11 protein-coding genes are annotated in these 14416 nt (G+C 69.0%); 8 read left to right on the top strand and 3 right to left on the bottom strand.

Annotated elements, in window-relative coordinates:
* Positions 1 to 29: 29 nt before the first annotated feature.
* Together IB225_RS17685 and IB225_RS17680 are read right to left on the bottom strand one after the other, a co-directional pair.
* Positions 30 to 5963, bottom strand: coding sequence for an alpha-2-macroglobulin family protein (locus IB225_RS17685; protein ID WP_192313296.1), 5934 nt, complete (start codon positions 5961 to 5963; stop codon positions 30 to 32).
* Between the two features lie 89 nt (positions 5964 to 6052).
* Entirely contained in the window at positions 6053 to 6517 is a 465-nt protein-coding gene (locus IB225_RS17680; RefSeq protein ID WP_192313293.1) for a hypothetical protein, read from the bottom strand.
* Between the two features lie 131 nt (positions 6518 to 6648).
* Between IB225_RS17680 and IB225_RS17675 the strand changes: the two genes are divergently transcribed.
* The 3 genes from IB225_RS17675 (at position 6649) to hemB (ending at position 9076) form a co-directional block, all read left to right on the top strand.
* The gene (locus IB225_RS17675; RefSeq protein WP_192313290.1) at positions 6649 to 7668 is read left to right on the top strand and encodes a pteridine-dependent deoxygenase; all 1020 of its coding nucleotides are present in this window, start codon (positions 6649 to 6651) and stop codon (positions 7666 to 7668) included.
* A gap of 72 nt (positions 7669 to 7740) precedes the next feature.
* A complete protein-coding gene (locus IB225_RS17670) occupies positions 7741 to 7989 on the top strand; it encodes a hypothetical protein (protein ID WP_192313288.1) in 249 nt (82 codons plus the stop codon).
* 97 nt (positions 7990 to 8086) lie between these two features.
* A complete protein-coding gene (hemB, locus tag IB225_RS17665) occupies positions 8087 to 9076 on the top strand; it encodes a porphobilinogen synthase (protein WP_192313285.1) in 990 nt (329 codons plus the stop codon).
* Positions 9077 to 9208: 132 nt separating this feature from the next.
* On the opposite strand, the gene IB225_RS17660 is transcribed toward hemB, so the two are convergent.
* Positions 9209 to 9934 (bottom strand): outer membrane beta-barrel protein, encoded by a 726-nt coding sequence (locus IB225_RS17660; protein WP_192313281.1) that lies wholly within the window; start codon positions 9932 to 9934, stop codon positions 9209 to 9211.
* A 433-nt stretch (positions 9935 to 10367) separates the two neighbouring features.
* Here IB225_RS17660 and IB225_RS17655 point away from each other — a divergent pair, with 433 nt between their 5' ends.
* From IB225_RS17655 to IB225_RS17635, 5 genes are all read left to right on the top strand, one after another.
* The gene (locus IB225_RS17655; RefSeq protein WP_192313278.1) at positions 10368 to 11159 is read left to right on the top strand and encodes a hypothetical protein; all 792 of its coding nucleotides are present in this window, start codon (positions 10368 to 10370) and stop codon (positions 11157 to 11159) included.
* A 266-nt stretch (positions 11160 to 11425) separates the two neighbouring features.
* Positions 11426 to 12274: a shikimate dehydrogenase gene (aroE, locus tag IB225_RS17650; protein WP_192313275.1), complete on the top strand. Its 849-nt coding sequence runs from the start codon at positions 11426 to 11428 to the stop codon at positions 12272 to 12274.
* A 10-nt stretch (positions 12275 to 12284) separates the two neighbouring features.
* Positions 12285 to 13148: a hypothetical protein gene (locus IB225_RS17645; RefSeq protein ID WP_192313272.1), complete on the top strand. Its 864-nt coding sequence runs from the start codon at positions 12285 to 12287 to the stop codon at positions 13146 to 13148.
* A 63-nt stretch (positions 13149 to 13211) separates the two neighbouring features.
* Complete coding sequence (locus IB225_RS17640; protein WP_192313269.1) at positions 13212 to 13562, top strand: hypothetical protein; 351 nt, start codon at positions 13212 to 13214, stop codon at positions 13560 to 13562.
* Positions 13563 to 13641: 79 nt separating this feature from the next.
* Positions 13642 to 14415 (top strand): ThuA domain-containing protein, encoded by a 774-nt coding sequence (locus IB225_RS17635; RefSeq protein WP_192313266.1) that lies wholly within the window; start codon positions 13642 to 13644, stop codon positions 14413 to 14415.
* Position 14416 lies beyond the last annotated feature (1 nt).

The following is a 14416-nucleotide window of genomic DNA, read 5'->3' as shown; positions in this document are numbered from 1 at the left end:
GTGGCCCGAAGACCACCGTGTGTGCGGACTCAGGGTGAAGTCGAAGGCAAGATCCGGAGGCGATCCGCCGCCGTGCGCGCATGGCTGGCATTGCCGTACATCAACTCCGCCGTGGCCGGCGCGGCCAGGTAGTCGCCCGCGTTCCCCACCCGCGCGAAGTAGTGCACTTCGTGCCGCCCCGCCGGCAGGTAGTCGGCGTAGAACTTGGGCGCACGCGGATCCAGCTTGCGCGTGCGGAACGCCCCACCGCCGGTCGACGACACCTGCTGGAGGTCGAGCCCCGCCACCGCGGACAGCGCGAGATCGGTCGGCCGCAGGCCACCGGGCACGTCGTCGGTCAGCGCGACGAAGTGGCGTGGCGAGGCCGTCTGTACGACCAGCGTGACGCGGATCCAGTCCCCTTCCTGCACAGGCTGCGCGCCTGGCACCTGCCACTGCCCGCCGCGCAGCACCTCGTAACGGCGCGCAAGCGACAGGCCGACGGCCGAGGCACGCGCACGCGTGGCGTCCTCGTGGTAGCCGACGTCGGCCACGTATCCCAGCCATGCGCGTTGGCCGGGCGCCTGGGCCAGGGCGAGTGTTTCGCCCGGCGCGGGCGCCTGCGGAACCGACCAGCGCGCGCGGTTCTCGCCCGCCGGCAACGACAGCGTGGACTGCTGCGTCCCCAGCGACGCCTGCACCGTCGCCGGCTGCGCCGGACCTGTCGCCGTCGCGCCCTGCATCGCCACCAGGCAGTACGCGCCTGTCTGCGTGTCGACGCTGGCCGTCCCACCGGCGTACAGATCCACCAGGCCCTTCAACAACGCGTCGCGCACCTGCGCATCCGCGAGCGCGGGATGGTCGTTCAACACGCCGATCAGCGCGCACTGTTCGCGCATCCGCGAGCCCATCCAGCGGGCCCAGCCGTCATCGCGATCGAGTCGCCGGGCCAGGCCGCGCGCGGGGAACCGCGCCAGCACCGACGCCAGCGCGTCGGGCGCCGCCGTGTGCCGGGCGTCCGCCAGCGCGCGCAGACCGCTGATCCGTGCAGGCAGCGCCAGCGAATCCCACGACACCCACAGGTTGTCCAGGCTCGCACGATCCGAGCGCACGGCCGCCGCCGCGAGGGCGGCGTCGTTGCGGTCACCGGGCTCGATGCCCTGCGCGCGCGCCGCGGCCTCATCGCCGGCCCTTGCAGCAGCATCGGCGGCATCAGCCGCCGCGTCAGCCGCGGCGGCCGCTGCGAATCTGGCCTGCGTTTCTGCATCGGCGTCGGCCGGCGGTGCGACCAACCGACGCGGTGTCGCGTCCTCCGGCGAAGGCAGCGGCTGGTCGCGGAGGAAGTCGCGCGCATCCTCCTCCACCTGCCCGGGTACGGCGTACCCTCGCTGGCGCAGCCAGGCGAAGGCCTGCAGCGTGTAGGCGGTCAGCGCGACCTGGCCGCGCGTGCCGAAGCCGCCGTCGTCCATGGCTGCCTCTTCCGCGAAGTAGCGCATGCCGCCTTCTTCGCCCTGGAAGACGGCCGCGTTGTCCAGCGCCTCCTTTACCGCCGCGGCTGCGTCCGGCCAGGTAGCGTTATCGCCGCGTTCGACGGCCAGCGCCGCGCCCACCGCGCGGCTGAGGATCTGTTCCCAACAGCGGTGCGGATAGGCATGCAGGTCGCGCGTCCAGCGCTCGACCAGGCCCGTGCCGCCACGACTGACCTCCACCACCAGACGGGGATCACGGGCGTCCGCAGGCAGGGCCGGCACATCGAGCGCGACCGGCGCATCGTCCAGCCATCCCGCCTGCACGCGACGTGCGGCAACCAGCGGCGACGCCACGTCGATCGGGGCGGCAATGGCGTCGCGGCCCGTCGCGGCCTCCACCGACGCCACGACCTGTACCGACCCCACCTGGGTGGGTTCGATGGTGGTGGCGATACCGGCCTGGCCGCGTGCGGCCAGCGTCAACGCGTGTTCGCCGGCTTCGGTCTGGGTGACGCCTTCGCCCTGGATCGCGATGCGCGCCTGCACCGGGAGTGCGCTGTCACCCGCCTGCCGCAGGTGCGCGGCCAGCCGTGCGCGGTCGCCCGGATACAGGCGCACCGGCACCTGCAGCCGCGCTTCCACCGGCAGGCCGACTTCCAGCGCCGCATCGGCCTGCTCGAAGCCGTCGTCCACGTCGCCACTCCAGGCCACCGCGCGCCACCGGGTCAGGTTGTCGGGCAGCGCGACATCGAAGCTGCGCGACTCTCCCGGCGCCAGCACGATACCGGCCTGCCAGAACGCGGTATCGGCGAAGTGCGTGCGGACGCGCGCCAGCGGCGACTGCGTGCTGCCCTGCTCGCGCGGCCGCAGGTCGGTCGGCGGGCGCTCGCCGGCCTGGAAGACGTCGGACGGCTCGATGCGGGAGCCGGTGACTTCCACCTTGTCGAGCGCGGCACCGCCGGTTGCGTCAAATGCCAGCGAGGCGGCCGGCGGAGGCGGGGGTGGCGGCGCGGGTGGCGAAGGTGCAGAGAGGATGTCCGTCGGCCGCGGTTCGGCGATCTCCATCAACGGCGCCTGGGGCGGTGGCGGCAGCGATGAGGTGCGGGGCGGAGACAGTGCCCTGCCCTGCGCAGGCGCTTCGCGGTCGCCCTCCACCGCGCGCGGCCATGGCAACGCCCAGGTCCAGCCGTTGCTGCGCCACTGGTGGAAACCGATCGGCCACGCGAAACCGTATTCCTGCTCGCGTCCCAGCCAGTGGGTGCCCAGCGGATCGGCGTACGCCAGCCATTGCCCGGCCATCGCACGCAGGGCGTCGTCGGTGACGGCGACCGCGACCTGCCGCGGACGGTCGCTGGTGTTGGTCAGCACCAGTCGCGCCGGTTGTCCGGGACGTGCCTCGTCTGCCCGCAGCGACACCGTCACCGCCGGCGCGGCCTTCGGACGGGGAGCGGTGATGTCGATGCTGGCGCTGCGCAGCGGCAGCGGTGCGCGGTACCCGGGGGCGGCTTCGGCGACCTCACCGCGGTCACGGATATGCACGCCGATGGTCAGGCGTCCTTGGGTGCCCGGCGGCAGACGCAACGCGACGTCCTGCGTACCGGCCTGCACCTCGGCCACCTGATAGCCGACCAGCGCCCCGTGCTGGCGGAACACGAACAGTGCGGTGGCCCGCGCTTGCGGCTGCGTCAGCACCACGCTGATCGGCTCGCCCGGGAGCGCCTCGCTGCGACCCGGTGCCAGGCTGATCTCGCGCGACGCGGCGGCGACGGAATCGCCAGCCCAGACGTACTGCACCATCGTCGCGGGCGCGGCGTCGCCGCTGCGGGCCACCAGGCGGTAGCGGCCGCTGCGTGTGCGCGGCACGTCGCAGGCGGCGCGTTGCCCTGCAACGAGTGTGCAGATCGCCACCCGCTTGCCGACCACGTCCTCGCGTACCTGCCAGTCCTGCCCCAGGTAATCCACCTGCACCTCGACGGGCGCGGCATCGACCTCGTTGCCGTTGGCATCGATGACGACTGTCTGCAGTTGCAGCGGCGAGCGTGCATCCCACCAGCGCGGGTCGGTGCGCAGGCCGACGTAGCGTGCATGGCGGGCGTAGCGGCTCTTCGCGGCGTTGCTGACCGTGCCTTCGCGCTCGTCGGGCTTGGCCTCCACCACCGCCTGCAGGGTGCCAAATGCGGGCGGCTGCAAATACGGCTCCTTTCCTTCCGGGAAGGCCACCGGCAGCGCGATGCGCGCCTTGCCATCGGCATCGGTGCGCACACGCGTGGCCGGCGGTGCCAGCGCGATGCCGCCGCGCCCCGCGCCCGAGAGGACATCAACGAAGGTGTAGTCCGCATATCGCGGATAGGCCTCGCCCAACGGCAGGCCGGTCAACAGGGTGCTGATGCGCTCGAGCGGCATGTCGGCCGCCGGGCCGCCGGAGTAGTACCCGGCTTCGACGTCGAACACGAACGTGTCGCCCTCGCGCAGCACGCGGTCTTGAGTGTCGGCGCGCGCCCACAGATCCTGCGCGCGATACGTGCCGACGAAGAAGCAGGCGCCGCTCTCTTCGTCGGTATCGGGCAGCCCGATGCAGTAGGTGCCGTCGGTCAGGTGCACGGGCAACGCCAGTTCGGCATGGATGACGCCTTGCGCATCCGGCGTCGCCTGCCATCGCAGGATGGTCTTGGCTTCTTCCGTGGCGACCAGGGCCAACTCGAGCGGCTCCGGTCGCGCGATGTGCTGCAGTCGACCCCCGACGCGTTCGCGTTGCCACAACTGGTACTGGACCTTGGCGCCGGCGATGTACAGCGGCCGGTCGCTGACGCCCCACAGATGACGGCGCGCCGACGCACCCAGCCTCATGCCGTAGCGCTGGCTTGCGCCCAGCGGCAACACCGCGCGCTCGGCCCGGGCACCGCTGCCGCGCGTGGCGCGCAGCCACCACCGCGGATACTCCCCCTCCAGCGCGTCCGGCAGGACATAACCTGCCGGCAGGGACAGCCGGGCGACGCCATCCCCATCCGTGCGGGCTTCCGACAGCGTGCTGGCCACCGCGTCGGCGGACGCCTGCAGCATGAGTTCGACGCGCGCACCGGCGACCGCGTCGTCCTCCGCCCAGGCCTGCGCCCAGACGATCACTTCGCGCTCGCCGGTCCACGCGGTCAAGTCGAAGGCCGGTGCGGCGAACTCCACGCCAGCGGACTGGCGCGTGTAGCGCGAACGACCGGCGGCGGCGGACTGGACCTCCCAGCGCGTCCATCCTCCCTCGCGCAGCGCGCGATCATCGACCGGCGATGTCACCGCCACACGGCTGTTGGATGGCGCGGCCGGCACGCGTGCCTCGCCCGCCTGCATGGCGTTGCCCAGCGCGGTGACACGCAACGGCGCACCGGTCGCGTTGATGCCCTCCAGCCGCGACGCGGGCAACGCACGGCCATCGAGCAGCACACGTTCACCGGGCGCCTTCAGACTCGGTTGCGCATCGGTCGTGGTCACGTCGAGCGTCAGCGGAACCAGCGACGCGCCGGTCGCCGTGACCATGTCATCCCACGCCAGCGACAGCTGCGTCTTGGCCGCCGCCACGGTCAGCTGCACGACCGCGCCCGGTGCCAGCACGTCGTACGCGGCACGCCCTCCGCCGTAATAGGGACTGCCCGCATGCCAACCGGCCACGACCACACCGGCCGGCAGACGCGCAGCGAACCGCTCGCGCGACGCGGCATCGGGCATCCGCGACAACACCACCTGGATCGGTTCGCCCGGCAGGCACGCCAGCGTCGCGCGCGTGACCGGTCCGTCGAGCGTGCGCACCTCGTCGCGCTGCCGGCACGAGATTTGGCGCACGCGGAAGGATTCGTTCGCATGTGCGGACAGCAACGTCGCGTCCTGCGTTCCCCTCAGTTCGCCCGCCTCGCTCCGCAGCCCGGGCAGCACGTGCAGTTGGACACGCGTGTCGCTGCCGACGTCGCCGGAAAGCCGCACTTCGAAGCGATGCCCGCCTCCCTCGTAGCGGTACCGCTGCCGGCGTTCGATCGCATAGGGCACGTCACGCTCGCCGATCCGCACGCGCAGCACGGCCTGTACGTCGGCAGCCGTCATCGCCATGTTGCCGACGACGCTGAAACGCGGCGTGCCGTCGTCGCCCCACGCTTCCACGTAGGCGTTCAGTGCCGGACGCTCGGTTTCGGCGTGCAGCACCTGCGCCGGGATGGCCTTGCCCTGCTGGGTCAGCAGGCCCGGGGCGAGGTCGATGCGATAGCGGGTCGCGAGGCGCGGTTCGGCGGGACGCTCGATCGCGCACAGCAGCAGGACGTCATCGTCCCAGTGGCACGCCAGCGGCAGCGCAGGCGTTGTACGCACGACATCGCGGTGGACCTGGTTGTCCCAGACCCGCATGGGCTCTGCGAATTCCAGTTGCAACCCGCCATAGGAGAAGTCGGCTTCGACCGGCGGATCCGCCGCGTGCACCGCGAAGGCCCATCCCGCCATCCCCAACAGCCAACCCCATGCCGCAATGCGCTGACGTCGCATGCCGTCCCCCATCGGTGTCCGTTCCGGACCCGATGCTGCCTGCGATCAGGCGCAAACGCCACCCGGCCCGACGGGGCCGGCGCGGCGGATCAGGGATTCTTCGGCGGTGCGTCGGGCACTACGAGGGTCGGATCGACCGGCGTGCCGGGCGGCACGTAGATCGCCACGCCCGCGGCCTGCTTCTGCGTGGTCGGGATGCCCATGCTCAGGCCACCACCGGAATGGCGACCGTAGCTGCCGGCACCCACCGACATGCCGACCGGCGAACCGCTGGAGCCGACGCCCAGCAGCACAATGCCGTTCGCGCCGAGGGCGGCGGCTTCGCGCTTGAGGCGGGCCACGGCGGCATCGGTCTGGCCCTGGGTGCCGAAGCCGACGGCGCTCTTGGATTCCAGCTGCGCGATTTCCTGCGATCCCGCGGGCGCGGTGCGGTAGACCTGCACCTGGGCGGGATCGACGGCGGGACGTGCCTGACCGAGCATGACCTTGGAGCTGCTGGCACAACCGGCCACCAGCAGGGCGGCGAACAACACGGGTGCGATGCGGAGCGTCATGGGGCTTCTCCCTTCGGGTCAAGGCGATCTTCCGCCGCAGGGCCTGAATGTTGGCACAGCCCGGCAACGCCGGGCGTGACGGGGTGGGCGGGTTATCATTTCGCCCAGACCATGTCCCCGTTTCCTGCACGATGAGCTCCGCCCCCGACCATCCACCCGCACCGCAGCGGCTGGCCGTCGACTACATCCACGCCCCGACGCCGCAGGCGTTGCTGGGCCTGCCGGAAACCCTGGCCGTGTTCGGCTTCGGCGCACTGGCCCCCGCGACCAGCGCCATCGACGATCCGCGCTATCTGCGCGTGCCGCTGTCGCCGCTGCGCGAAGCGGCGGCGCCCTATGAAGTCTGGCGCGCGACCGGACCGGTGGTGACCGGCCGCGACGGCGCGGTGCGCTACAGCCACGACGGCACGCTGATGTTCGGCGTGGTGGAGTGGGAAGAGCCCGAAGGCGGCATCCTGCACGCCAGTGCGCATGCCTACGCGGCGATGGCCGCGTTCTGGCGCGACAGCGGATATCCGCACCTGCTGCGGATATGGAACTATTTCGACGCGATCACCGATGGCGACGGTGATGCCGAGCGCTACCGGCAATTCTGCGTTGGCCGCGTGCAGGGCCTGGGTGAAGTCGACACCCGCGTGCTGCCGGCGGCCACCGCGATCGGCAGCCGCGACGGACGCCGCATCTTGCAGGTGTACTGGCTGGCCGCGCGCGAGCCCGGTTTGCCACTGGAAAATCCGCGCCAGGTCAGCGCCTACCGTTACCCACGCGAGTACGGTCCGCAATCGCCCAGCTTCGCGCGCGCCCTGCTGCCGCCCTCGCCGCGCGTGCCGCTGCTGCTGTCGGGCACGGCCAGCATCGTCGGCCACGCCTCGCAGCACGCCGACTCGCTGCGTGCGCAGCTCGACGAAACACTGACCAACCTCGACAGCCTGCTCGGCGCGGCGCGCACGCACGCCCCCTCGCTGCCGCCGCACATGGACACGAGCTCGCGCCTGAAGGTCTACGTGAGCGATGCCGACGATGCCGATGCCGTCGCCGCGCAGCTCGAAGCCCGGCTCGGCACGCGCGTACCGTGGCTGATGCTGCACGCCGACGTCTGCCGGCGCGAACTGCTGGTCGAGATCGAGGGCATGCACGGCGTCGTGGCTTGAAGCCACGGTCGCGCGTCCGCATAGTGGGTCCATGAGGCGCCACGTCGCGCGCCGTATCGCGGAGCACGTTCGATGGGACTGATCAGCCTGCTGTGGGGCATCGTGGCGATGCTGTGGATGGTATTGGCCCTCATTCCGTTGCTCGGATGGGGCAACTGGTTCCTGATCCCCTTCGCCGCCGTGGGCGCGATCATCGCCGCCGTCGGCATCCTGTTCACCCGCACCGAGAACCGCGGCCGCGCCAAGGCCGGACTGGTGCTCAACGGCATCGTCATCGTGGTGGGCATCATCCGCCTGTCGCTGGGCGGCGGCGTCATCTGATCCCGGGGCGGACGCAGCGTTCCGCGCTGCGACCGCCTGTCGCAGGCCGCTTCCACGGGCACCGGCGTATCATTCGCCGCTCTGCCAGGAGCCCGTGATGGCCTACCCCCACATCCGCCCCCGCCGCATGCGCCGCGACGAGTTCTCCCGTCGCCTGATGCGCGAGCACGTGCTGAGCACCAACGATCTGATCTACCCCGTGTTCGTGCACGAGGAGAAGGGCCGCGCGCCCGTGGCGTCGATGCCCGGCGTCGAGCGACTGTCGATCGATGAGCTGCTGCGCGTGGGCGAGGAAGCGCTGGAACTCGGCGTGCCGGTGCTGGACCTGTTCGGCGTGCCCGATCCTTCAGCGAAGACCGCCGACGGCCGCATCGCCTGGGACGAGGACGGCATCATTCCGCGCGCGATCCGCGCGCTGAAGGCGCGTTTCCCCGAACTGGGCGTGATGAGCGACCAGGCGCTGGACCCGTACACCACGCATGGCCAGGACGGCCTGATCGACGACACCGGCTACATCCTCAACGACGAGACGATCGACGCGCTGGTGAAGCAGTCGCTGGCGCACGCGGCCGCAGGCGTCGACATCCTGTCGCCCAGCGACATGATGGATGGCCGCATCGGCGCGATCCGTGCGGCACTGGAGAACGCGGGCTACATCAACACCCGCATCATGTCGTACGCCGCCAAGTACGCCAGCGCTTTCTATGGCCCGTTCCGCAGCGCAGTGGGCAGCGCCGGAAACCTCGGCAAGGGCAACAAGTTCACCTACCAGATGGACCCGGCGAACTCGAACGAAGCACTGCACGAGATCGCGCTGGACCTGGAGGAAGGCGCCGACATGGTGATGGTCAAGCCCGGCCTGCCCTACCTGGACGTGATCCGCCGGGTGAAGGACGAGTTCGGCGTGCCGACGTTCGCGTACCAGGTCAGTGGCGAGTACGCCATGATCAAGGCCGCGTCTGCGAACGGCTGGCTGGACGAGAAGGCTTGCGCACTCGAAGCACTGACCGCCTTCAAGCGCGCCGGTGCCGATGGCGTGCTGACTTACTTCGCACTGGATGCGGCGCGCTGGCTGCGAAGCGGCTGAGAGGGACAGCGTCGTCATCCGCGATGCGCGGCATGACGATGCAGGCGAGTCGGTGGGTCTGAGCGCCCGACCGGATGTCGCATCACCGCAAGGAAAAACGGGAGCCTGTTGGCTCCCGTTTCCGTTGCTGCCTCAGAAGCGGGCTTCGATGCCTAGCATCACCGTGTCGGCACGGTTGAAATCGCAGTCGTAGTCGTAGTCATCGCAGTCCTCATCCGCATACTCGTCCGCGTAGACGAACGCGGTGTAGCCCAGGCTGACGTTGAAGTGGCGATTGATGTCCACGCCGATGGCCAGGCCGGCGTAGCCGCCGTCCGTGGAGAAGGTGCTATCGGAGTACTCCTGTTCGGCATCGAAGTAGCCGCCGCGCACCGTGGCGAACCACGGGCTGTCGCCGAAGTTCATGCGGGCATTCGCACCGACGGCCTTGTAGGTGGCCTTCGACACGTCATAGCCACGGTAGTTCGTGCTGTCCAGCCGACCACCCGACAGTTCCACGCCGACCTGCGCCCACGGGCCCGCCTGCCAGCGGTAACCGGCGCTGACCGCCACGGTGTCCTGTTCGACGTCTTCATAGATCCAGCCCTGGCCAGCCTGCAGGCCGACGAAGAAGCCGCCGTTTTCTTCGGCTTCACGCGCCGGGGCAGGCGCGACGTAAGGCGCCGGTGCGGCGTATGCCGGCGCTGCCGCGGGTGCGGGTGCGGCCGGCTGCGTCGTCGGTGTCGCGGCCTGGGTGGGCGCAGGCTGCGGCGCTTCCTTGTTGCGGAACGCTTCGTACGCCGGCGAGACGGACTGCGCCTGCGCGTGCAGGGCAAAGGCCGCGAGTGCGAGCGGCAGGTAACGGAACAACGGCTTCATCGTGTTTCCCCTTTCGATAGTGGTGGATTCCCCGCGTCCTCGCGGTATCGGCGGGGCGGATCGGTGTCGTGCGGCTGACGATGCCGACGGATGTGCGTGCGTCGGCCTGCCGCCGCTCCGTTTCCGGTCGACGCGCATTCCTCGCAGTGGCAGAGTTCGTTGGAAGGCAGTCGGACTCCCCAGTCCGCCTGCCTGTCGCCATGCTCCCTGGCACACCCCCTCCGGCGGCGGCACATTGCAGCGCGGTGCACAGCCTGTCAAGCGGACGCCTGTTGACCCACGTTGCGCTGGATGGGACACCTTGCCTCCGCGACAACTGAAGATGATCTTGCACCGTCGCGCACCGACCCGACCCACTCCGTGTCGCCAACGGCTTCCCAGGCCCACGCATCCTCACAACCAATCCCTAGTAGAGTGGGATAAGGAGTCCCAAATGAAAACGAACAGGAACCGAGTACTGGCTGTCGCGGTGATTCTGTTGGTGATGGTGGCGGGCTTCACCTGCTTGCGTGACCCGGTCCGCCACAAGACATCCTCCAATGGAGAAGGAACGCTGGAGGGCTCTGGGAACACAGGCTACGGTGAAGTTGATAGCCGGGTTGGCGGGCAAATTCATATACCGCCTTCCGCTGGCGCACCCCATCGGGGTGGCATCAAGGCTTCGGAGTCCGGATACAAGTGGGACGCCTCAAATCCTGGCATCGCCTCAAGCGCGGAGGATGCGGCCTGGCTAGAGCAGAACGGCTTTCCCGGCCCTGCCGTTGAGGCACACCTAAGAAGCATCCCGATGACGGAACTCAAGGCTCTGGCGGACATGGGGAACCAAGCAGCGACCGCCATCTACGCCTACCGAGCATCTACAGAGGGTGCGAGCAAGGTGGACGTTCTTAGGCTTCTCAATAAAAGTGCAAGTTCTGGATCGGTCTATGCCATTAAAACAGCCGGGGACATTTTTCTGACCGTTGATGGGTTTCGCGACCCGGTTATGGCAAGCGCCTATTACCGGCTTCAGGCCAGAGCAGGCGACCAAGCCGGATTTGCGCAGAACGCTTTGGTTCAAGGACAGCTTGCAGACGAACAGCGCTTGCGTGCAATGACACTTGAAGAAGCGTTGTGGCGGGACTCACGTCTCTCCGATGCATTTCCTGCCAGCGGGGATCCACGCCCGGGCTTCAGGGCATTCATAGACCAGGCTACTGAACCATCTGCCAATCAGGGAGGCTGACGGATCTTGATGAGGCGGCCGTTCGCTTAGGTGTAGTGCACACTCCCGTGAACAGTATCTCTCGCACGAAGCCTGCGATACGTTGTCGCCAAACACGGAGAGGTTGCTAGGTGCGTTAGCCCATGATCGGCGTCAGCGGAGCCCTCGAACATCCGGACCAGGCGCGTGGCTGCGCAGCCGTAGCGACGCAGAGTAGACTGCCTGCACAAGCGGGGGCTGCACGTGTTTCCCCGCGCCCTCCATCCAACGACGGGATCTAGCACTCCATGTCCAGCCATCGCTACGCCGTCTTCGGCCACCCCGTCGCCCACTCGCTGTCGCCGCGCATTCATGCAGCCTTCGCGCAGCAGGTGGGCATCCCGCTCGAGTACACGGCCATCGACACCGCGGCGCACGACTTCGTCGCCACGCTCGACCGCTTTGTCGGCGAAGGGGGATCAGGCGCGAACGTCACCCTGCCGCTGAAGGAGGCTGCTTTCGCGATCTGCGCGCATACCAGCGATCGCGCCCGGCGCGCCGGTGCGGTCAACACGCTGATCCGCAACGACGGCCAGTGGCATGGCGACAACACCGATGGCGTTGGGCTGGTGCGCGATCTCACCGACCGGCATGGCCTGGACCTGCGCGCCCGCCGTGCACTGCTGCTCGGCGCCGGTGGGGCCGCGCGCGGCGTCGCCCCCGCGCTGCTGGATGCGGGCATCAGCGAACTGATCATCGTCAACCGCACCGCGGAACGTGCGGACGCGCTGGCCGACGCGCTGGGCGAACCCGACCGCGCGCACTCGCGCTACTGGGACGACCTGCGCAACCTCGGCGACTTTTCGCTGATCGTCAACGCCACGTCGGCCGCGCGCCAGGACCAGGGCGAGTTCACCCTGCCGTTCGGCCTCGCCACGCCGCGCACGCTGGCGGTGGACCTCAACTATGGCGAAGCTGCGATTCCCTTCCTTGCCTGGGCGCGCGCCGCCGGCTGCCACGACGCGGTGGACGGGCTGGGCATGCTGGTCGAGCAGGCAGCGGAAGCCTTCGAACGCTGGCACGGCGTGCGACCGGAAACCGATGCGGTCTATGCGGCGTTGCGCGGCAAGGACAAAGTGCTGGTGACGGCGGATTGAGGACGCGTCCTTGCTGCGTTGTCTCACCTGTGCATGGCTGGTCCTACTCTCGTTCGCCGCGTGGGCGGGCGACGAGCGGACCGACGACGCACCGCTGAGCGATTGGGTCGAGATGCCGATTCCCGCCGAAACCCAGCGCGCTGATCGTCTTGTCTGGGAATACGCGGGCAACTACTCGCCGATCACTTGGCATGTGTCCCGCCGCGACGGCGTCACCATCGCCACCCGAGAGTCGTGCTCCTCCTCGGCTGCCGCCAGGCCATCGTTCCTGCCCTCTCCCGGAAAGCACGATGACGGGATCCTCGCCCAGCGCGTCGACGATGGCTGGCTGGTGGCGTTCAACATGGGCGAGTTCGGCGCGACGCTCTACTGGTACAGCGTCGACGGCGCGTCGCGCTACCAGATCTCTTCCGATCACATCGTGGCCTTCTTCCCATGGAAGGGCCAATGGCACGCTATCGAGGGCCTCGCCCATCTGGGGTCGTCGGACGGCACGCTTGTGGCGCTCGACAACTTCCAGGGCCAGTGGCGAGCGCAAGCAGTCATGACCCTGCCTGGCGCACCCTGCGCCGTGGCCGTCACCGACAACGACGACCTGCTGATCACGCTGTACGAGGCTCTGGTGCGCGTCGATGCGGCGTCCAATCTACATTTCCTCCTGACACCAGCACCTTGGAGCTTCTTCGGCCCCACCTCGTCGGCATGGGACGAACGCACGGGTGCCCTGCACATCGGCATGCGGCAGTACGTGGCCCGTTACGAACCGGCGACCTCGACGCTGACGATGCTCGCACCCTCGCCTTCGGACATCCATCGGCTTACGCCGGATGAAGAGCGTCGCATCCGCCGACAAGCCCTGCTGACAGGCGAGTGACGCCGCGCTGAAGGTCTTGATGGCTTTGCGATAAAGTGGACATCCATCGACGCGGAGTGATTCATGGACGGATTTTTCACCCAGATGCTGACCATGCTCGGCTATCAGCTGCCCGAACTGCTCGCTTGCGTGGCAAGCGCCGCGATGCTGGCGATGTGGGCACCCCCGGTGCCGGGACGCAAACTGGCGCTGGCCGGCATCGCGCTGATGCTGCTGACCACGCTGCTGCGTGGCGTGACGAGCGTTTGGCAGGCATGGGTGATCAACAGCGCCACCGACGGCTATGCCTCGCTGAGCGGGATGATGGGTTTGTTCAGCGCCTTCGGCATGCTGCTGGGCGTCATCTCCGCGGCCGGCCTGGTCATGCTGGCCTGGGGCGCCTGCAAGGCGATGCAGGCGGCGCGCGCGGCCTAGGCGATATCCGCATACACGGCGCTGAAAACGGAATAGCGCGGCGACACCCGGCGAGGACCCGCCGGGCTAGCATCGCGCCATGAAACGCTTCCTGCTGCTGGTCCTGCTCTGCCTCCCTGCCCCTGCCCTGCCCGCGTTCGCGCAGGGCCAGTTCAAGGTGCTGGTGGTCGCCATTCCCAACCGCTACCACCACGACTACGCCGTGGTGGCCAAGCCGCAGTTCGAACGCATGGCGCAGGTGCATGGGTTCGACCTGACCTGGTCATGGAACAGCACGCCCTTCGACGGCGACCTGTCGCCCTACGCCGCGATCGTGCTGCTCAACACGCCCGGCGACGAACTGAAAGGCGAGCAGCGCGGAAAGCTGGAAGCCTATGTGCGTAGTGGCGGCGGCGTGATGGCCGTGCACCGCGCACTGATCTTCAATCCGCCGGGCGACTGGCCCTGGTTCGAACGGCTGATCGGCCGCACCTTCCGCATCCATCCGATGGTGCAGACGGCCACCGTGCATGTGGAAGACCCCGCCTTCCCTGCCACGTTCGGCCTGCCATCGCGCTGGGTGTGGACGGACGAGTGGTACGAGTTCAACGCACCGGTCACGCGTGGTCTGCGCACCGTGCTCAGCGTGGACGAGGGCAGCTACGACCCGACCCGGATCTGGCCGGGCCAGACCGCCCACGGCATGGGCAAGGAGCACCCGGTCGCGTGGTACCACGTCTACGACGGAGGCCGCGTGTTCGTCACGTCGCTCGGACATACCCCTGCGCTGTACGACGAACCGCGCTACCTTGCGCACCTGTACGGCGGACTCTGGTGGACGGCGACCGGCAAAGGCATCGACGCGTCGCGCTGAG

Origin of the sequence: Pseudoxanthomonas sp. PXM02 (genome assembly GCF_014851805.1) — a bacterium.
Lineage (GTDB): Bacteria > Pseudomonadota > Gammaproteobacteria > Xanthomonadales > Xanthomonadaceae > Pseudoxanthomonas_A.
Note: the sequence above shows the minus strand (reverse complement) of the source record. Positions and strands in the feature narration are given on the sequence as shown.

Coding starts and splice junctions, on each gene's coding strand:
- IB225_RS17685 (WP_192313296.1), bottom strand. CDS start 5,963: ATGCGACGTCAGCGCATTGCGGCATGGGGTTGGCTGTTGGGGATGGCG.
- IB225_RS17680 (WP_192313293.1), bottom strand. CDS start 6,517: ATGACGCTCCGCATCGCACCCGTGTTGTTCGCCGCCCTGCTGGTGGCC.
- IB225_RS17675 (WP_192313290.1), top strand. CDS start 6,649: ATGAGCTCCGCCCCCGACCATCCACCCGCACCGCAGCGGCTGGCCGTC.
- IB225_RS17670 (WP_192313288.1), top strand. CDS start 7,741: ATGGGACTGATCAGCCTGCTGTGGGGCATCGTGGCGATGCTGTGGATG.
- hemB (WP_192313285.1), top strand. CDS start 8,087: ATGGCCTACCCCCACATCCGCCCCCGCCGCATGCGCCGCGACGAGTTC.
- IB225_RS17660 (WP_192313281.1), bottom strand. CDS start 9,934: ATGAAGCCGTTGTTCCGTTACCTGCCGCTCGCACTCGCGGCCTTTGCC.
- IB225_RS17655 (WP_192313278.1), top strand. CDS start 10,368: ATGAAAACGAACAGGAACCGAGTACTGGCTGTCGCGGTGATTCTGTTG.
- aroE (WP_192313275.1), top strand. CDS start 11,426: ATGTCCAGCCATCGCTACGCCGTCTTCGGCCACCCCGTCGCCCACTCG.
- IB225_RS17640 (WP_192313269.1), top strand. CDS start 13,212: ATGGACGGATTTTTCACCCAGATGCTGACCATGCTCGGCTATCAGCTG.
- IB225_RS17635 (WP_192313266.1), top strand. CDS start 13,642: ATGAAACGCTTCCTGCTGCTGGTCCTGCTCTGCCTCCCTGCCCCTGCC.